Origin of the sequence: Vibrio sp. V30_P3S12P165, assembly GCF_009904905.1 — a bacterium.
GTDB classification, from domain to species: Bacteria; Pseudomonadota; Gammaproteobacteria; order Enterobacterales; family Vibrionaceae; genus Vibrio; species Vibrio fujianensis.
On the sequence record NZ_WXWH01000058.1, the window covers coordinates 1 to 17,847 of the forward strand.

The following is a 17,847-nucleotide window of genomic DNA, read 5'->3' on the forward strand; positions in this document are numbered from 1 at the left end:
TTGTTACATTGTGTTAAGTTGCTCATTTTATACTAACTTAGTGGAATAGGGTATCGTCACATATTATTTTTTTATGATTTTGATCGATTTTGGTGATTCATGCTAGAGACTATACCCAAACAACTTGGAGTTGCAGGTAGGCGGCCAATGAGTGACAAATTTGTCTGGAACAAATTTGAACAGGCGAAGGAAACGAAAAAACCGCTATAAGAACAGCGGTTTCATCTTTAAAAGTGGCGGAGAGATAGGGATTTGAACCCTAGGATAGCTATTAACCATCGCCGGTTTTCAAGACCGGTGCTTTCAACCACTCAGCCATCTCTCCGTGTGGCGCGAATAATATAAGGCTTCTTAGTACTTGTAAAGCCTTTTATATTTCAACTGCGCAAAATACAAGCAAAGGTAAGCATGATTTAATTTAATGTTAAAAACAAAGAGTTAATCTGGTGATGATTCAGGAAGCTTTTACCACATTAAATCATCTGGAACGACAAAATCAGCATATGGATCATCTTCATCATGGGGTTGTTTATCTTCTTCAGGTAATGGAATGATGCTGTGTTCATCTCGTTGCCAAATTTTTTGTGCCACGATATTTGGGATGATGGCATAACCCTCTTCATAACGCGCAATAGCAAGATGTCCTTTACTCAATTGGTCTTGGGTTTGTTTATCGACATACAACTTTTTAACTAGGTTGCCATCGGTAAAGTGATACTGAATATCGCCATTATTATGCGGCAATTTATTCATCTCAATCAGTTGCTTGACTTGAGCACGGATCTCTTTAGTTAATAGCTGCTCTTTTTGCTGTTTATTGAACTCCTTATCACGTTCGAGTTGCTCTTGTTTGCTGGCTTCAACCGCCGCTTTTACCTCTCGAGCTTGAAGGCGTGATTTCTTTGATCCTTTTTTAGCCTTTTTTAATTTTTTTTCGTTAACAAGGCCGGCTTTGAGCATTTGCTCTTGAAGAGATAGTCGTGTCATGATCTGTTCCACTCAATAAATAATGCTAAGTGTACCGACTCGTTGTCAGCAAAGAAAGAGGTGAGGGGGCGAATGAGAACGCTTTTATAGGGTTAGGAATGCTTATGCCAATAACAGTAACATACCACCAACTTTTGCCGCTGCGGAAAGATATTTCCCTGCGGTGTAAGGGGTATCGGTCGGTTGCTTCGGCTGTTTCGGATGATCCATACCTAATGCTCCATGCGTAAAGGCTTCCACTTTGTCACCGACGGTTTTCGATTTTAGTTGTTCAGTTTGACTTTCCTCATCGAGTGCCTTTAGGGCAGCCAGTAAGGCTTTCCCTTCTTCGGATAAAGTAACTTTTGTTGCCTCGGTTTGGGAAGGCGAGGGCTCTTTTGCTGTCGTATCAGGCGATATTTGTGGTGAAGGTGAACCGACACTATTCGGCGTATAGTGAGCGGTAGTTCCAGTACTAACAGGATTCATGTTGGTTCTCCTTATTCAGCACAGCAGACCTTTGCCGGAGTATGGAAAGGTGTTGCCTTCCTTTGCCCTTAGATAGCAATAATATCGGCCATTATTCTAAAAACTTTTGATTATTTTTAGAACAATGGAAGTTATTTATGAATAAGCAAGGAGTGTGCCTAATTTTTTACAAGAACCATCATGAGCCCTAAATCGTGTCTTTATCGTTTACAGGACTGCTTTCTGTATACTCGGATCATAAAATCAGCTTCACAGGTAAACTGCGGAGTTTGTTTTAGTTCTTCTCTTAGGGCATCTGTCGCGCGCCAAGCGAAAGGCGTCATTTGTAGCAGATCAACAGCTTCAGAGCCTGATAAGGACATGGTGTAATGCAGTGGTTGCTGGTGTTCTAGGTTAAACCCGGTGAGCTGTTCTGGCGTTTCGTCATGCAGTTGAACGTGTTGGTAAATTTTTTCTTTCAACTGGTAGAGGTGGCGGCCAGCAGGCGTTACCGTGATGACGACTCCGTTATCCATGAGCACTCGGTCAATCTCTTCCTCCTTACAAGGGGCATATATGCGTAAAATGGCATCCAGTGATTGGTTGGCAAAAGGAAGGCGGTGGCTAGAAGCGACAGCAAAATTGACTGTTGGGTAGCATTTAGCCGCATAGCGAATGGCGATTTTGGAAATATCGATCCCATAAGTTGTCGCATTCGGGGCATGCGCTTGAATAGCGGCGGCAATATAGTCGGTGTAATAACCTTCACCACATCCAATATCCAGGACTCGATAGGCGGTATTGGTTAACGCTTCAATACATAAGTTGCTGACCGCTTCCCGCATGGGGTGGTAATGATGGCCTTGTAAGAAGCGACGTCTTGCTTGCATCATCTCCTTATTATCACCAGGATCTTTAGAACGTTTATGATGCGCTGGCATTAAGTTGACATAACCTTCTTTGGCAACATCAAATTGATGTCGGTTATCACAGCAGTAGCTCTGTTTTTGTAAATGTAGGGCGTGATGGCAAAGGGGGCAGAGGTAAGCCATAGGGATCCAATAATCAGCAAAAAGAGAGGCTAAGTTTAACGGTAAGCGAACGAAATAAAAAGGACAGCGAATGCTGTCCCCCACATTATTGAACCGATAATTTTATTGAACGGATAATTTTGTTGAAAGCTGATGATGCTCGCCAGGTTGTAGTATTTTTCCCTCTTCTAATTGATTGGCATGCCATGTTGATTCGACACATAGCATCGTCTGGTAGCCTTCGTCATTCATATCAGCCATTGCTTGTGCGCCTTGCGCCCAAGGGTTCCACAAGACGGCTGAATTATGGCCTTGATTTTCAACCACTAAAGTTCGGTTAAATACAGGGTCTGCGACCCGAATTTGTGCTTCCGGCTGTGTATATACCCGGTCAATGGTCTCTGTGAGAATCAGGTTATCTGGGCCTGCCGTTTTTTGTCCATGGTTAAGACTGTCGAGGTATTCAGGCCCCATGCCCGTGGTTTGCGTTTGACGAATATCGCCCACCTTTAAATAGCTGTGTAAGGCACCAGAGAAAGCCCAAGCTTCTTGATCGGTATTGAGCACATCAAGGGTAACTTGTAAGGTATCACTCACTTCGATCAATAAGCGAATTTGAAACTGGTGGGGCCAGATTGCCAGCGTTTGCTCTGAGGTTTCCAGACCGAGAGAAATAATTACCCCTTGCTCATTTTCTCGATGTTCAACTAATGTCCATTCTGTGGAACGAGCAAACCCGTGTGCAGGTGCTGCGATTCGACCAAACCACGGCCAACAAATCGGAATACCACCTCGTAGCGCAGCTTTACCATCAAAGAGGGCATGCTCACTCATCCAGAGCAAATCGGGTTGACCTGTCGGTTGAAAAGAAAGGACATGACCACCGTGTAGAGCAATACCAGCCACCGCTTTATCGTGGATAACACGAACAATTTTGACGTTATCTTTTTCTACAATGGTCACACAGTCGGAGAGTACCGTTAAAGTGGGGAGTTTTTTTAAATCCATATCTAGCTCCTGAAGTTGTAATTTTTGTGTTCTAATGGCTCTCTTTCAGATAAGCAAAAAGGCGACACAAAGGCCGCCTTTCTTCTCAACGAATTTCTTCGCTAATCGTCACATTATTTAGAGATATGAGAGATTAGGTCTAGAACTTTGTTTGAGTAACCGATTTCGTTATCGTACCAAGATACCACTTTAACGAATTTGTCAGTAAGTGCGATACCAGCCGCAGCATCAAAGATTGATGTGCGAGTATCACCGTTGAAGTCAGTTGATACAACTGCATCTTCAGTGTAACCCAGTACGCCAGCTAGAGCACCTTCAGAAGCGGCTTTCATTGCTGCTTTGATTTCTTCATAAGAAGCTGGTTTTTCTAGGTTAACAGTTAGGTCAACAACTGAAACGTTAGCCGTTGGTACGCGGAAAGCCATACCAGTTAGTTTACCGTTTAGTTCAGGAAGAACAACGCCTACCGCTTTAGCAGCACCAGTTGAAGATGGGATGATGTTTTGAGCTGCACCACGACCACCGCGCCAGTCTTTTGCTGAAGGGCCATCAACTGTTTTTTGAGTTGCAGTTGTTGCGTGAACAGTTGTCATTAGACCTGATTCGATACCGAAGTTATCGTTTAGAACTTTAGCGATAGGTGCTAGGCAGTTAGTTGTACAAGATGCGTTAGAAACGATGTCTTGTCCTGCATAAGTTTCGTGGTTTACACCCATAACGAACATTGGAGTTTTGTCTTTAGAAGGGCCAGTCAAAACTACTTTTTTCGCGCCTGCTTCGATGTGTTTACGAGCAGTTTCGTCAGTTAGGAATAGACCTGTTGCTTCAGCAACTACGTCAACACCGATTTCGCCCCATTTAAGATCTGCTGGGTTGCGCTCTGCTGTTACGCGAACAGTTTTACCGTTAACGATCAGGTTACCGTCTTTCACTTCAACAGTACCGTTGAAACGGCCGTGAGTTGAGTCGTATTTTAGCATGTACGCCATGTATTCAACGTCGATCAGATCGTTGATACCTACAACTTCGATGTCGTTACGCTCTTGTGCTGCACGGAATACGAAACGGCCGATACGGCCAAAACCGTTAATACCTACTTTGATAGTCATTATAGTTGCTCCACAACTTAATTTCTGATTAAAGATAACTGGTAGTAAAATTACAGAATCCAGTAAATGTCTGCAACAGATAATCGGACTTAACTTGTTTAAAGTCAAAAAAAAGCAGCGTTTTTTTTAACAATCCGTTGCAACTGGTTAATATTTACCCCGGGTGCTGATTTTTATCTCTACCAATCGACGTAAAATAAAGCTCAGCCACTGATTACGCTGACTGTTGCTCTCTCGATAGGAAAGTATGTGCTACAAGGTGTAGAATAAGCAAGTTTTCTATAAAAAAAGTAAATGTTTCAAGAGGAAAAAGGAGGAGGGCGGTATGACAAAACAAGAAGAAAAATTCGTAAAACCTGATAGTTACTGGCGTGAAGTTCTCAGTGATGAGGCTTATCATGTTTGCCGTCAACAAGGAACCGAAGCGCCATTTAGTGGTCGGTTATTGCACAATAAACAAACCGGTTTATATCACTGTACCTGTTGTGCAACGCCCTTGTTTAGCTCGGAGAATAAGTATGATTCTGGCTGTGGGTGGCCAAGTTTCGATGCGCCACTCGATGAGCATGCGATTTACTATTTAGAGGATCAAAGTCACGGAATGGTACGAACCGAAATTCGCTGTGCGGTCTGTGATAGCCATTTAGGTCACGTATTTCCCGATGGTCCTCAAACCACCGGGGAGCGCTTTTGTGTTAACTCTGTGTCGTTAACTTTCAACAAAAAGTAAAAAATAGCCGATAATTTAAGCATGTCTTGTTAAAAGCTTACAATAGCAGAGTGCGCGATGATCAATGGGAGATTAACCGATCCGTAAATTCACCGCGCCGGATGGCTTTGGTTAATTGGTTGGCTAAATTGTCCAATCGCGTGAAGGTGTCTTCACTAAATGGATACATCAGTCTAAGCTCTGCTTGAGAGGCAATTTGAACCCCAAACTGCTGACCCACCATGGCCCAGAGGTAAGCCTCTTCTTTTTTATTTAATGCTTGATGGGTGCTAGCAAGTGATTGAAATATTTCAGGATTAACCTGTTTTGCGGGGCTGAGTTCTAGGGCTCGAATAAGAAGACGTATTGTTTTCTCTTGATCTCGTGTGGTGTAAAAGGTCGCTAGTGCGTATTGCATGTCGGCCGTTTCGAGTTCTGGCTTGCCTTCTAGTTGTAAGAAATCACGACGAGCTTGTCTATCGCCGGTTTGACTCCATAAAAAATAGAGCGCTTTAGGCGTTCGTATTTGATGTAGTTCTTGAGTGATGCGTTTTAAGTCTTCATTCGAATTGATCAGTGCAGAAAAGCGGCGTTGGTTGAGTTCCGTTTGGTCAATGAGCTGGATTTGAGCCGCGAGCTCTAAGCATTTTTGATAGTCACGGGTTAGCTGATATTCAGTGATTTTATTCTCGACAGTGGGATTAGTGAGTACCTCATAGCGATGCCAAATCAGATCGGTTCGAGCGACTCGGCATTGTCCGTCATTGATGTTTAACCTCTCACACTGTAATGCTGGATTATCTGTGCAGAGTTTATCGGTATTTTTACGGTTTTCTAGACAGCCGCCTAATAGTATAGGCAGTAGTAGTAATAAGGTTTTTATCCAGTTCATAGTCGTAGCTTGTGATCCGATACACTGATTTATTTAGCAACTCTTGACTGACTAGATGGGCTCGCTATGGTGGCTGCAATCTTAGTCATCAAGGAAAAGGTCATGAATGCACATCAGTTGATTGATGCGATTACCCCTGAAGCATATGAGCGTTTACTCTTCGCTGTAGAAACGGGCAAGTGGCCTGAAGGTACACCACTTTCTGCAGCACAGCGAGATTATTGTATGCAAGCTGTGATGCTGTACCAATCAAAGCATAATCATGATGCTGACCATATGAGTATAGCTATTGGTGGAGAAATGGTCTTAAAATCGAAAGCTGAACTAAAAAAACGTTTTCGCACTGAGCAAGAAGACATTGTTCGAGTTAATCCGAATAAAGCGTAAGCCCTCACATCACACTAAGTTAGCGTTTTTAATTTGATAAAAAACCAAGCGTTATCACTCAAAACCCGACAATGCTTTTTGCTTTGTCGGGTGATATTTGTCTGATGATAAAAGTGAAATTAGTCTGACACTGAGGATGGACTAATCTATAAGCTCATTTCTCCGCGCAACACTTGTTGCATTTTTTCTTTCACTTCTTGATACGAGAGGTTCTGGCTAAGTAAAAAGTGCAGTTTAGCCAAAGCTGCCTCTGGGGTCATGTCGTAACCACTAATTACCCCTGACTCAGCTAAAGCGCATCCTGTTGCATACCCTCCCATATTTACTTTCCCAGCCAGACATTGAGTGAGGTTGACGACAATCACCCCGCGTTGAGAGGCATCGTGTAAATGGGCTAATAAATCGGGATTTTGTGGTGCATTACCGACACCAAAGGTGAGTAGGATCATAGCATTAACAGGTTGAAGTAAGGTGTTTCTTATTACTTCATGTGAAATGCCGGGATACATCGTAATGACACCGATCGGTTGCGGGGTAATATTATGTACCAAAAACGGCCCCTGAGGCGTTTCGCCGACTTTGACATTGTTACTAATTTGGATATTGATACCCGCTTCTAATAATGGGGGTAAGTTTGGTGAAGTAAAGGCACTAAAACCATCAGCATGTGATTTGGTACTTCGGTTTCCACGCATTAATTGATTATTGAAAAACAGAGTGACTTCATTGATGGGATAGTTTGCTGCAAGGTGTAATGAATTAAGTAAGTTGGCTTGACCATCAGAGCGAATTTCGGCCAGTGGGATTTGTGAGCCAGTGACAATCACGGGCTTACCTAAATTTTCAAACATAAACGATAGGGCTGATGCAGTATACGCCATGGTATCCGTACCATGGAGGATGACAAAACCATCATATTTATCGTAATTATCGCGAATGTCATCAGCAATGATTTGCCAATCTTCTGGTGTCATATCAGAGGAATCAATCAATGGATCGTATTCGTGAATCGTAAATAGCGGCATTTCTGGACGATGGAATTCAGGCATACCTGCCAATTGTTTTTCCATAAATCCAGCGACAGGTACATAACCATGGTCGGATTTGGTCATACCAATAGTACCGCCAGTGTAGGCAATATAAATATGCTTTCTAGTCATAGGGGTATCGCTTATTGTAGGGAACAGACGCAAAATTATAGCGAAAACTTCTGCAATAAAAAGAGGCACAGTCCTAGAAAGTGCCTCTTAATCTATCATGTGGGTAAGCGAGCATTAATCTCGCCGTTTTACTGGCTTTGACACGTTAAACACAGTGCATAATACCCTTTAGGATCATTGAGTTGATTGAGAATAGAGGCATCTTGCATCAATTGCTGTGTTACTGGCTGAAAAACAGCAGGAACCACACTCGCCAAATTGATCTCAAACCTTACCTGTGCCTCGCTTAAGAGACTTTGCAGAAAGCGTTGGGCTGGGCTGAGGGGTTCTTCAACCCAGTAAAGGTTATAGCGTTCGAGTTGGGCTAACTGTGCGGCGATAGCTACCGCATCATCAAAATCACCTAAAGTATCCACCAGACCATACTGCTGGGCATCTTTCGCGGTCCATACATGTCCTTGTGCGACCTTATCAACCTCTGCAAGCGGTAGGTTACGATGTTTACTGACCAACGTAATGAAGCGTTGGTAGCCATTTTCGATCCCCATTTGGATCGCATCTTTCACATTTTCGTCTAATCCGCGGGTAATACCAACGCCAGAAAAAGGTGATGTACCGACGCCATCGGTATAAATGCCCAGTTTATTTAGTCCTTTTTCAAAAGTCGTGATCACACTAAAAATCCCGATAGAACCGGTTAAGGTGGTGGGCTGCGCGACGATTTGATCGGCACTCATTGATATCCAATATCCGCCGGATGCCGCAAGGCTTGACATTGAGGCGACAACCGGTTTTCCAGCCGCTTTCAGCGCGTCTATTTCATTACGAATTACCTCAGATGCAAATGCGCTGCCTCCTGGGCTATCGACTCGTAACACGACTGCTTTGACTTTTGCATCATTACGAGCTTGACGCAATAACCCTGCAACGGTATCGCCGCCGACATTACCGCGAGATTGAGTGCCATCCATAATCGCTCCACTGGCAACAATAATCGCAATATCGTCAGCATGACGAATCAAGGTCGGTTTCATCGTATTACGGTAGCGATAGTAGTCAATCGCGTTATAACTGTCTTCACCATTACTGCCAAAAACTTGAGCCAGTTCGTGACGCACCTGTTGTCTCGTTGCTAATTGATCCACTAAACCGAGTGAGAGGGATAAGTCAGCTAAGTTACCGGAAGCATTGCTTAATAATGACAAAAACTCTTCCATGGTCGGGTTCAAACGTTGAGGCTCTAGTTTACGGTTAGCAGCTACATCACTGATATAAGCGCCCCACAATTGACTTAACCATTGACTGGCCGACTCTCTTGCTTGGTCAGACATATCATCTCGGATAAAGGGCTCAACTGCAGACTTATAAGTACCGACACGAAACACATGAGTATTGACGTCGAGTTTTTCTAGTAGGCTTTTGTAGTACAAATTATAGCTACTATAGCCGCGTAACATCACACCGCCATCAGGGGCGAGATAAACTTTATCGGCATAGCTGGCAAGATAATATTGGCTTTGATTATAAAAATCCCCGATCGCATAAACCGGTTTACCCGACGATTTAAATTCATTGATCGCTTTAGCGATATAGCGCAGCTTGGTTAAATTAGTTTCAGGCATCTCTCGTAACGCGAGCACAAGCCCTGTGACACTATCATCATCTTTTGCATAACGAAGTGTATCAACGACATCAAACAAGACATTTTCTCGGGGCATTTCCCGACCAAATAATGAGTCACTGAAAGACTCCATCGGGTTGAGATAAGAGCTTTGTTCAACAATGGGACCGGAGAGGTTAAGCACAAGAGCTGAAGCTTTTTCCACAACAGGCGTTGGAGCGTCGGCACTGAGATACAAAAAGTAAACAATAGCGATGGTTAATAGGAAAATAAGGTTAGTGAGGGCTAAACGGATAAAAGTAATAACTTTCCAAAATCCTTTAAATATCAGCCCAATAAATCGGAATAACTGTCTCATTGTCTCTCCAATGCAACCGTGAATGAGGTCCTGATCATAGTGTGTAACATCCTACGTGATCTGTCATATCCAAACAACAAGATTGATCAGTGTTACAAAAATGTAAACACTTGTTTGATTTTTATGAAGGGCAAGATTATTCTGGTCCGACCATGATGAGACCAACAAAAGTGATGTCGCCTATGTACCCACACTTATTACAGCCATTAGATTTAGGATTTACCCAACTGCGTAATCGCGTGTTGATGGGGTCAATGCATACCGGGCTTGAAGAGCATAAAGAAGGTTTACATAAGTTGGCTGCCTTTTATGAAGAGCGAGCCAAAGGTGGGGTCGGCTTGATTGTAACTGGGGGCTTTTCTCCTAACCTTCGTGGTCGATTGCATCCGCTTAGTGCTGAATTTAGTAAAGCTAAACATGCCAAAGCACACCAAGTTGTGACCGATGCAGTGCACCGCCATGGTGGAAAAATTGCGCTGCAATTACTTCATGCTGGTCGCTATGCCATGCATCCTTTTGCTCAAAGTGCTTCGGCCATAAAAGCGCCTATTGCTAGATTCTCGCCCAGTGAGATGAGTGTCAGACAAATCCGTAAAACGATCGATGCCTTTGCCAATAGTGCTGAACTTGCTCAGCTTGCAGGGTATGACGGTGTCGAAGTGATGGGGTCGGAAGGCTATCTTATCAATCAATTTATTTGTAAGCGAACTAATGTTCGTTACGACGATTGGGGAGGCAGCTATCAAAATCGCATGCGTTTTCCTTTGGCAATTGTTCGAGCTATTCGTGCGGCGGTGGGGCCTAACTTTATTATTATTTTCCGTTTATCTATGCTTGATTTGGTCGAGGAGGGCAGTACTTTTGAAGAGGTGGTTGAATTAGCCCAAGCGTTGGAGCAAGCAGGAGTGACCATTATCAATACTGGAATTGGATGGCATGAAGCTCGGATTCCAACAATAGCGACTCAAGTACCGCGAGCGGCGTTTAGCTGGGTGACTGAAAAAATCAAATCACATCTAAGTGTGCCCGTTGTAACCTGTAACCGGATTAATACGCCAGAGCAGGCGGAGAAAATTCTTGCTAGTGGGCAAGCGGATATGGTCTCGATGGCTCGACCATTTTTGGCCGATGCGGAATTTGTCCTCAAAGCTGAGCAAGGGAAAGCCGCCTTGATCAATACCTGTATTGGTTGTAACCAAGCCTGTTTGGATAATATTTTTCAAGCCAAACGTGCTTCTTGCATGGTGAATCCACGTGCTTGTTACGAGACGGAATTAACATCGCAACCGGTTGAGATAAAGAAAAAAATAGCGGTTATCGGAGCTGGGCCAGCAGGGCTTGCTTGTGCGACCACATTGGCTGAACGTGGTCATCAAGTGGATCTATTTGAACGGCATGACCGAATTGGAGGTCAGTTTCGTTTGGCGATGCAAATCCCAGGGAAAGAAGAATTTAGAGAAACCATCCGCTATTTTGCCAATCGAATTGATCAAACGGGAGTACAGTTACACCTAGCCTGCCAAGTTAGCTTCGATATGCTAGCCAACTACGATGAGGTGGTGATGGCCTCCGGTGTTGAACCCAGAAAAGTTCAACTCAATGGTATCACTAATCATGAAAAAGTGATTGATTATCAAACGCTGATTCGTGAAAAACCCCCGGTTGGGCAAAACGTTGCAATTATTGGTGCTGGAGGTATCGGAATAGATGTTGCAACCATGTTAACCGAACCAGAAGGAAATAGCTTAGACGATTGGTTACATGAATGGGGAATAGATAAAGAAATGGCGCATGCTGGAGGGCTATATCCCTACCCTGAGGTATTGAGCGAACAGCAAGTCTGGTTACTACAACGTCGTAAAGGCCGAGTAGGCCGTGGGCCTGGTAAAACGACGGGGTGGATTCATAAACGTACATTAGAAAAACGTGGTGTACATCTGTTAGGTGGTGTCAGTTATGAAAACGTCGATGAAACCGGTTTGAATGTGACTGTGGAAGGAGAGCACCAGCATCTCGCAGTTGACCATATTATTCTCTGTGCAGGGCAAGAATCCGTTCGACCGTTTGAAGAGCAGTGGTCGCAGCTCGGGGATAAGCTGCATGTGATCGGTGGTGCAGATCATGCTGGCGAGCTTGATGCCGTGCGAGCCATTCGTCAAGGGGTAGAGCTTGCGCTAACACTATAAAATGATCTCAGCATCTTGAGGTTTTCTTGATTGATAACGATAGTTTAAACAAGGGCTGAACGAGGCGTCAGCCCTCACTTTTTTCAATGATGCTTGATGAGACGCTATAAAATAACGGTTTTATTACCATAAACAAAAACATGATCGTTAATGACTTTATTGAGCGCTTTACTTAAAACATTTTTTTCAACATCTCGGCCCGCTTGTGCCATATCTTGTGCACTGAAGGTGTGATCAACCGGAATCACATCCTGCTTGATAATTGGGCCTTCGTCTAAGTCATTGGTGACAAAGTGTGCAGTCGCACCAATGATCTTCACGCCACGCTCATAAGCCTGTTGATAAGGTTTCGCACCAATAAAGGCAGGTAAGAAGCTGTGGTGAATATTGATGATTTTGTGGTGGAATTTTTCCACAAACCCTGGCGTCAAAACTCGCATGTATTTTGCGAGTACTAGAAAGTCGGGTTGATAAGGCGTTATCGCTTCCAGCATTTTCTGTTCATGCTCTTGACGATTCAGCCCATCATGTGAAACATGATGGTAAGGAATATCAAATTTCTCGGTTAAATTTTGTAGTTTATCGTAGTTACCAACTACCGCTGCAATTTCAACATCTAGGCTACCATCATAGGTTTTCATGAGAATATCGCCTAAACAGTGTGCTTCCTTGGTCACCAGAATAACGATACGTTTCCGTGCTGAGTCGATCAATTTTCGCTTTGTACCACTCGGTAGCGCGTTGTCCAAGTCTGCAAGCAGCGTGGTGTCGTTGAAATACCCTTCAAGCTCCGTTCGCATAAAAAAATGACCGCTGGTGTTATCTACAAACTCATTGTTATGAATAATATTAAGCTGGTGTTTGTAACAAATATTGGTGATTTTTGAGATCAGGCCTGGGGCATCAATACAATGCGTCAGAAGGGTTTTTCTTTCCATTAATAACTTCCATGAATACTTTTTAGTATAAAAATAAATCGAGGGCAGCCAGAACGGTGATGCAGCCCACACAGTAAGGTCTATAATTAATCTATTATCAAGTGAGATTCAACAACAATCATGGCTAGAAGATAACGGCTTTTTCTTTCGACTCTAAACAGAGCGCACGCTAGGTGGTGTTTATGGATAAAGAATTACTTGCACGTAAATTGTATGTCGAGCGAGTGCATGCTCTTATGGGGGATAATCCAATTGATGAAGCATTACTGGATGCGATGTGGGAAAGCAAAGCCTCTCCAGTTGATGCAGCGAAGGCGATGATGCCTTCTGCGAGTGATGGTTATGATGCACCCGCTTGGTTATCCCGTTACCTCAATCGCAAATAAAATCGCAAATAAAGTTCTCACCTAGTGCGAATGCGATTTGAATTCGCGCTAGGTAGGGAAACCTGCCATAATCGCATCATTCAATACGGCACTTGTTTTTAGGATGATCGCGAAAACTTTTTCTCAACATGGAGCTTTGGGCAAGGCCATTCCTGGCTTTCAAGGGCGTCAAGCACAAGTCGATATGGCAAAAGCGGTCGCTAATGCCATTGAGCAACAATCGCAATTAGTGGTTGAAGCTGGAACAGGAACAGGCAAAACCTTCGCTTATTTAGTGCCAGCCCTACTGAGTGGCAAAAAAATCATCATCAGTACCGGGTCAAAAAACTTACAAGAGCAACTTTTTCATCGTGATTTACCGTTGATGATTAATGCATTAGGCTTTCATGGCCAAGTGGCGTTACTCAAAGGACGAGCCAATTACCTTTGCCTTGATCGACTTAGCCGCCAGATGATTGAAAGTCATAATAACGGAAGCGATCCGACCTTATTGACTCAACTGGTCAAGGTGCGTAGCTGGTCATCTGAAACGAAAACCGGTGATCTTGGTGAATGCGATGCGCTACCGGAAGACAGCCTTATCATTCCAACCATTACCTCCACCAACGACAACTGCTTAGGAAAAGAGTGCCCAAGCTATCAAGATTGTTTTGTTTCTAAAGCGCGCCGTAAAGCAATGGATGCAGAGGTTGTTGTGGTTAACCATCATCTTTTTTTTGCTGATCTTGCTATTAAAGAAACCGGATTTGGTGAATTGATCCCCGAAGCTGACGTATTTATTTTTGATGAAGCACATCAGCTCCCTGACATTGCCAGCCAGTATTTTGGTCAGTCAGTATCGAGCCGACAAATTCAGGAGTTGGCAAAAGATATTGAAATTAGTTATCGCACCGAAGCTAAAGACATGCGCCAATTGCAGAAAATTGGCGATAAATTACTGCAAAGCGCAATGGACTTACGTATTTTGCTGGGGGATTGCGGATTTCGAGGAAACTGGCGTGATGCGATGGCATCGGTTGCGATCGCTCGGCAAATTGAGCGATTGCAAGAAAGTTTAGATTTTGCCATTGATGTTCTTAAACTTGCTTTAGGACGAAGCCAGTTACTTGATGCGGCATTTGAGCGTGCAAATTCCATTAAAGGTCGAATTGAGCGAGTTTGCGATGTGTCCGTAACAGGATATTCTTATTGGTTTGATACAACCCCGCGTCATTTTAGCCTACACATTACGCCTCTATCCGTGGCCGATAAATTTCAAGAACAAATCACTCTCAAAGAGGGTGCGTGGATTTTCACCTCTGCAACCTTAGCGGTGCAAGATGATTTCAGCCATTTTACTCATCGGTTAGGGCTAGAACCCCGTGAGCAGTTCTCTTTACCCAGCCCCTTTGATTACCAGCAGCAAGCTCGTTTATGTGTCCCGCGTTATTTACCGGAACCCAACAGTCCAGGAGTGGCGGATCAATTGGTGCGAATGTTAGCCCCAGTGATTGAACAAAACCAAGGGCGCTGTTTTTTCCTTTGCACCTCTCACAGTATGATGCGGGAATTAGGCGAGCGATTTAGAGCTTGTTTAACCTTGCCAGTATTATTACAAGGGGAAACCAGTAAACAGAAAACCCTAGCGGAATTTATGGAACTAGGTAACGCATTGTTAGTGGCAACCGGCGCATTTTGGGAAGGAATTGATGTTAGAGGCGATACGCTAAGCTGTGTTATTATCGACAAACTTCCGTTTACTGCACCTGATGATCCACTGCTAAAAGCCCGTATTGAAGATTGTCGCTTACGAGGTGGGGACCCATTTGTTCAAGTTCAATTGCCAGAGGCGGTAATTACCTTGAAGCAAGGTGTAGGACGACTCATTCGAGATCAGAAAGATAAAGGCGCATTGATCATTTGTGATAACCGTTTAGTTACTCGTGACTACGGTGGTGTCTTTCTTGCTAGTTTACCACCAATTCCTCGAACTCGAGATTTAGAGGTGGTTAAAGACTTTCTGCAGTCTCAATCAGAAACCGCAATCAATTAGAGAAACACATGAGCGCAAAAATTCTAGCTTTAGATACCGCAACAGAAGCTTGTTCTGTTGCTTTGATGGTTGGTGAGCACATTTACTCGCGTAGTGAAGTTGCACCTCGTGACCATACCAAAAAAATCTTACCCATGGTTGATGAGGTGTTAAAAGAAGCGGGATTAACCTTACAAGAGCTGGATGCCTTAGCGTTTGGTCGAGGCCCAGGTAGCTTTACTGGGGTTCGTATTGGCATTGGAATTGCACAAGGTTTAGGGTTTGGTGCCGATTTACCCATGATAGGAGTCTCGACTTTAGCCGCTTTAGCGCAAGGCGCTTATCGTGAGCAGGGGGTAACTCGAGTTGCGTGTGCGATCGATGCCCGAATGGGCGAAGTGTATTGGGCGCGTTTTGAACGTCAACAAAATGGCATTTGGTTAACGGTTGATACCGAATCGGTCGTTGCACCGCAATCATTGCTAGCGAGCTTGGGGAAGGAAAGTGAATCTCAAGTGTGGTCAACCGCTGGGACAGGTTGGGCGGCCTATCAAGACACACTCTCGAGCTTACCCTTTGTCCAGCAAGAAAGCGGAGTGCTTTACCCACAAGCACAAGATATGGTGGTATTAGCGTATCAAGAGTGGCAACAAGGTCGGACGCTTGCTGTTGAAGAAACCAGCCCGATTTATTTACGTGATACGGTTGCTTGGAAAAAATTACCGGGGCGTGCGTGATCGAACCACGGTAATCGTGGGTACGATTTAAGCGAATAGTAAACTTAGTGAGTGAGGAGCAGTATGGTTGCAATTAACGGCTTGCCCCCCGCCCGAATCTCGAATACCCAGCAAACTTCCAAAGCGAAGAAAAATGACGGGGCGAAAGGGCAATCAAGAGTTAGCCAAACCAGTAAAGTGGCCGATGCGGTTTCTCACTCGATTCGCCAAGTCGATCTCGCTGATATTGATCGCGCAAGGTTGCACTACGATTTGCCGGAAGGTCAGGCTCGTAAAGCCATAGAAGAGTACTTAGGGGTAATGAATCAAGCAAAACAAGAGGAACTTGCCCAAATGCTCGGTGTCGATATGTATATCTAACCAAAGGGGAAATCCCATGATGCACCATCCATTTCGTCTCGGTTTGTTTTCGCTGCTAGTGATGTTGACTGCTTGTGCTTCTCTTCCTCCTCAATTGATGAGCGAACAACAATCGGTAATTTCTGATTACACCGAGTGGTCTAAAAGGCCAGCTAACGCACATGAAGAGGTTCGTTTAGGCGGCGTGATTGCCCAAATCACCAACCTGACTGATAGCACCAGAATTGAGATTGTGAATCTACCTCTTGATCAATCAGGTCGTCCGAATTTAGCGCATGAACCTCAAGGGCGTTTTGTCGGATATGTGGATGGGTTTCTTGATCCCGTCACCTATGGCCCTGGGCGTTTGATCTCCATGATTGGTACCACTGCGGCATCAGAGCAGGGAAACGTGGGAGAATATGATTACCATTTCCCGGTCATGAAAGTGAAGGGCTACTATTTATGGCGAGTCGAAGAGCGGATTATTATCGATGATATTGGCCCTTATCTTTTCCCTTGTGGTCATTTTCATTGTCGTTCTATTGATGATTACCCACGCCGTGGACGTGTGATTCAAGAAGTGAAGTGATGCTACAATCTCACACATATGCGCTTGATTATGGACAACTGGCGGGGTTAACCATTGGCTGTCCAAAACAAGCCGAGGTAACTTTAGTTTTTTTACATGGCTGGTTAGATAACGCAGCCAGTTTCCAAACCGTGATAGAGGCGTTACATCCTTTAGCACCCAATTGGGCTCTCTGTGCGATTGATTTACCCGGCCATGGCCTTTCTAGCCACAAATCCAGCGCCAGTTATTATCCTTTTCACGACTATATTGACGATATTTATCAACTGCTGCTTACAATTTCACCAAACAGACTAATATTAGTCGGTCATTCACTTGGTGCTTTAATCGCAAGTTGCTATAGTGCCGTCTTTCCTGAGCAAGTTGCAGGACTCGTTCAAATTGAAGGCCTCGCACCTTTGATAGAATCACCGGAAAATAGCCTTGTGCGTTGGCGAAAAGGTGTCATCAGTCGCCATCGTTTGCGTCGTAAATCTGAACGTTATTATTCTAGCTTGCCAGCAGCACTGCAACATCGAGCGCGTGTCAATCAATTGCCGATGCACTTGTTAGAACCCATCGTCAGAAGAGGGATTTGGCAAGTAGAAGGCAAGTGGCAATGGCGGTACGATAAAAAGTTAACCACTGAATCGCTTTATCGTCAGTCATTACCTCACGCACAGCAAGTGATGGAGCAGATTGTTTGCCCTCATCTGGTGATATTAGGGGAGCATGGTTTTGCCTCTCTTGAGCAAGACGTCGCAAACTATTGGCATGCAAAAATGGAAAAACAGATCATTTCTGGCGGCCATCACTGTCATCTTCAGCAACCTTTACAGGTCGCAGAACTAATATTTGGCTTAGTTAACAAAATTTAAACAAGTGTTTGAGTGTTTCGTGCTCAAGCGCTCTGGCTGTGCTGTAATAGAGATCATTTCTATAACAAAGATAATGATAATTATGCCAGCCA

Annotated in this window: 18 protein-coding genes and 1 tRNA gene; 9 read left to right on the top strand and 10 right to left on the bottom strand. The window is 44.1% G+C overall.

The features are described 5' to 3' along the window. Positions 1-234: 234 nt before the first annotated feature. From CAG57_RS11485 to gap, 6 genes are all read right to left on the bottom strand, one after another. A tRNA-Ser gene (locus CAG57_RS11485) sits at positions 235-325 on the bottom strand. Between the two features lie 140 nt (positions 326-465). After that, entirely contained in the window at positions 466-987 is a 522-nt protein-coding gene (locus tag CAG57_RS11490) for a DUF2058 domain-containing protein (RefSeq protein ID WP_099611441.1), read from the bottom strand. A 102-nt stretch (positions 988-1,089) separates the two neighbouring features. Further along, positions 1,090-1,455, bottom strand: coding sequence for a hypothetical protein (locus CAG57_RS11495; RefSeq protein ID WP_099611440.1), 366 nt, complete (start codon positions 1,453-1,455; stop codon positions 1,090-1,092). Between the two features lie 200 nt (positions 1,456-1,655). After that, a complete protein-coding gene (rlmA, locus tag CAG57_RS11500) occupies positions 1,656-2,486 on the bottom strand; it encodes a 23S rRNA (guanine(745)-N(1))-methyltransferase (protein WP_161428024.1) in 831 nt (276 codons plus the stop codon). 102 nt (positions 2,487-2,588) lie between these two features. Next, the gene (locus CAG57_RS11505) at positions 2,589-3,473 is read right to left on the bottom strand and encodes a D-hexose-6-phosphate mutarotase (protein WP_099611438.1); all 885 of its coding nucleotides are present in this window, start codon (positions 3,471-3,473) and stop codon (positions 2,589-2,591) included. A 113-nt stretch (positions 3,474-3,586) separates the two neighbouring features. Then, complete coding sequence (gene gap, locus CAG57_RS11510; protein WP_099611437.1) at positions 3,587-4,582, bottom strand: type I glyceraldehyde-3-phosphate dehydrogenase; 996 nt, start codon at positions 4,580-4,582, stop codon at positions 3,587-3,589. A 325-nt stretch (positions 4,583-4,907) separates the two neighbouring features. Here gap and msrB point away from each other — a divergent pair, with 325 nt between their 5' ends. Next, positions 4,908-5,312 carry a peptide-methionine (R)-S-oxide reductase MsrB gene (gene msrB / locus CAG57_RS11515; protein WP_161427509.1) on the top strand — a complete coding sequence of 135 codons (405 nt, stop codon included), beginning with the start codon at positions 4,908-4,910 and terminating at the stop codon, positions 5,310-5,312. A 61-nt stretch (positions 5,313-5,373) separates the two neighbouring features. On the opposite strand, the gene CAG57_RS11520 is transcribed toward msrB, so the two are convergent. Then, positions 5,374-6,183, bottom strand: coding sequence for a DUF2989 domain-containing protein (locus CAG57_RS11520; RefSeq protein WP_161427510.1), 810 nt, complete (start codon positions 6,181-6,183; stop codon positions 5,374-5,376). A gap of 102 nt (positions 6,184-6,285) precedes the next feature. Between CAG57_RS11520 and CAG57_RS11525 the strand changes: the two genes are divergently transcribed. Continuing rightward, positions 6,286-6,570: a YeaC family protein gene (locus CAG57_RS11525; protein ID WP_099611434.1), complete on the top strand. Its 285-nt coding sequence runs from the start codon at positions 6,286-6,288 to the stop codon at positions 6,568-6,570. A 146-nt stretch (positions 6,571-6,716) separates the two neighbouring features. On the opposite strand, the gene ansA is transcribed toward CAG57_RS11525, so the two are convergent. Both ansA and sppA read right to left on the bottom strand, forming a co-directional pair. Continuing rightward, positions 6,717-7,730: an asparaginase gene (gene ansA / locus CAG57_RS11530; protein WP_161427511.1), complete on the bottom strand. Its 1,014-nt coding sequence runs from the start codon at positions 7,728-7,730 to the stop codon at positions 6,717-6,719. Between the two features lie 128 nt (positions 7,731-7,858). Next, on the bottom strand, positions 7,859-9,709 hold the full coding sequence (gene sppA / locus CAG57_RS11535; protein ID WP_161427512.1) for a signal peptide peptidase SppA: 1,851 nt from the start codon (positions 9,707-9,709) through the stop codon (positions 7,859-7,861). Between the two features lie 182 nt (positions 9,710-9,891). Between sppA and CAG57_RS11540 the strand changes: the two genes are divergently transcribed. Then, positions 9,892-11,895 (top strand): NADPH-dependent 2,4-dienoyl-CoA reductase, encoded by a 2,004-nt coding sequence (locus CAG57_RS11540; protein WP_161427517.1) that lies wholly within the window; start codon positions 9,892-9,894, stop codon positions 11,893-11,895. Positions 11,896-11,999: 104 nt separating this feature from the next. On the opposite strand, the gene purU is transcribed toward CAG57_RS11540, so the two are convergent. After that, on the bottom strand, positions 12,000-12,833 hold the full coding sequence (gene purU / locus CAG57_RS11545; protein ID WP_099611432.1) for a formyltetrahydrofolate deformylase: 834 nt from the start codon (positions 12,831-12,833) through the stop codon (positions 12,000-12,002). Positions 12,834-13,015: 182 nt separating this feature from the next. Here purU and CAG57_RS11550 point away from each other — a divergent pair, with 182 nt between their 5' ends. The 6 genes from CAG57_RS11550 to CAG57_RS11575 all read left to right on the top strand — a co-directional run bounded on the left by CAG57_RS11550 (position 13,016) and on the right by CAG57_RS11575 (position 17,755). Continuing rightward, positions 13,016-13,219, top strand: coding sequence for a hypothetical protein (locus CAG57_RS11550; protein WP_099611431.1), 204 nt, complete (start codon positions 13,016-13,018; stop codon positions 13,217-13,219). 103 nt (positions 13,220-13,322) lie between these two features. After that, positions 13,323-15,251: an ATP-dependent DNA helicase gene (locus tag CAG57_RS11555; protein WP_161427513.1), complete on the top strand. Its 1,929-nt coding sequence runs from the start codon at positions 13,323-13,325 to the stop codon at positions 15,249-15,251. Between the two features lie 8 nt (positions 15,252-15,259). Beyond that, complete coding sequence (tsaB, locus tag CAG57_RS11560; RefSeq protein ID WP_161427514.1) at positions 15,260-15,967, top strand: tRNA (adenosine(37)-N6)-threonylcarbamoyltransferase complex dimerization subunit type 1 TsaB; 708 nt, start codon at positions 15,260-15,262, stop codon at positions 15,965-15,967. A 63-nt stretch (positions 15,968-16,030) separates the two neighbouring features. Beyond that, positions 16,031-16,327, top strand: a complete 297-nt coding sequence (locus CAG57_RS11565; RefSeq protein WP_099611428.1) for a chromosome partitioning protein ParA — start codon at positions 16,031-16,033, stop codon at positions 16,325-16,327. A gap of 16 nt (positions 16,328-16,343) precedes the next feature. Beyond that, complete coding sequence (locus CAG57_RS11570) at positions 16,344-16,898, top strand: Slp family lipoprotein (RefSeq protein WP_161427515.1); 555 nt, start codon at positions 16,344-16,346, stop codon at positions 16,896-16,898. Then, positions 16,898-17,755 (top strand): alpha/beta hydrolase, encoded by an 858-nt coding sequence (locus CAG57_RS11575; RefSeq protein WP_161427516.1) that lies wholly within the window; start codon positions 16,898-16,900, stop codon positions 17,753-17,755. The genes CAG57_RS11570 and CAG57_RS11575 overlap by 1 nt, the downstream gene beginning before the upstream one ends. The last annotated feature ends 92 nt before the right edge of the window (positions 17,756-17,847 follow it).

What these genes read in the sequence shown, in the direction of transcription:
- CAG57_RS11490 (WP_099611441.1), bottom strand. Translation starts at nt 987, where the DNA reads ATGACACGACTATCTCTTCAAGAGCAAATGCTCAAAGCCGGCCTTGTT.
- CAG57_RS11495 (WP_099611440.1), bottom strand. Translation starts at nt 1,455, where the DNA reads ATGAATCCTGTTAGTACTGGAACTACCGCTCACTATACGCCGAATAGT.
- rlmA (WP_161428024.1), bottom strand. Translation starts at nt 2,486, where the DNA reads ATGGCTTACCTCTGCCCCCTTTGCCATCACGCCCTACATTTACAAAAA.
- CAG57_RS11505 (WP_099611438.1), bottom strand. Translation starts at nt 3,473, where the DNA reads ATGGATTTAAAAAAACTCCCCACTTTAACGGTACTCTCCGACTGTGTG.
- gap (WP_099611437.1), bottom strand. Translation starts at nt 4,582, where the DNA reads ATGACTATCAAAGTAGGTATTAACGGTTTTGGCCGTATCGGCCGTTTC.
- msrB (WP_161427509.1), top strand. Translation starts at nt 4,908, where the DNA reads ATGACAAAACAAGAAGAAAAATTCGTAAAACCTGATAGTTACTGGCGT.
- CAG57_RS11520 (WP_161427510.1), bottom strand. Translation starts at nt 6,183, where the DNA reads ATGAACTGGATAAAAACCTTATTACTACTACTGCCTATACTATTAGGC.
- CAG57_RS11525 (WP_099611434.1), top strand. Translation starts at nt 6,286, where the DNA reads ATGAATGCACATCAGTTGATTGATGCGATTACCCCTGAAGCATATGAG.
- ansA (WP_161427511.1), bottom strand. Translation starts at nt 7,730, where the DNA reads ATGACTAGAAAGCATATTTATATTGCCTACACTGGCGGTACTATTGGT.
- sppA (WP_161427512.1), bottom strand. Translation starts at nt 9,709, where the DNA reads ATGAGACAGTTATTCCGATTTATTGGGCTGATATTTAAAGGATTTTGG.
- CAG57_RS11540 (WP_161427517.1), top strand. Translation starts at nt 9,892, where the DNA reads ATGTACCCACACTTATTACAGCCATTAGATTTAGGATTTACCCAACTG.
- purU (WP_099611432.1), bottom strand. Translation starts at nt 12,833, where the DNA reads ATGGAAAGAAAAACCCTTCTGACGCATTGTATTGATGCCCCAGGCCTG.
- CAG57_RS11550 (WP_099611431.1), top strand. Translation starts at nt 13,016, where the DNA reads ATGGATAAAGAATTACTTGCACGTAAATTGTATGTCGAGCGAGTGCAT.
- CAG57_RS11555 (WP_161427513.1), top strand. Translation starts at nt 13,323, where the DNA reads ATGATCGCGAAAACTTTTTCTCAACATGGAGCTTTGGGCAAGGCCATT.
- tsaB (WP_161427514.1), top strand. Translation starts at nt 15,260, where the DNA reads ATGAGCGCAAAAATTCTAGCTTTAGATACCGCAACAGAAGCTTGTTCT.
- CAG57_RS11565 (WP_099611428.1), top strand. Translation starts at nt 16,031, where the DNA reads ATGGTTGCAATTAACGGCTTGCCCCCCGCCCGAATCTCGAATACCCAG.
- CAG57_RS11570 (WP_161427515.1), top strand. Translation starts at nt 16,344, where the DNA reads ATGATGCACCATCCATTTCGTCTCGGTTTGTTTTCGCTGCTAGTGATG.
- CAG57_RS11575 (WP_161427516.1), top strand. Translation starts at nt 16,898, where the DNA reads ATGCTACAATCTCACACATATGCGCTTGATTATGGACAACTGGCGGGG.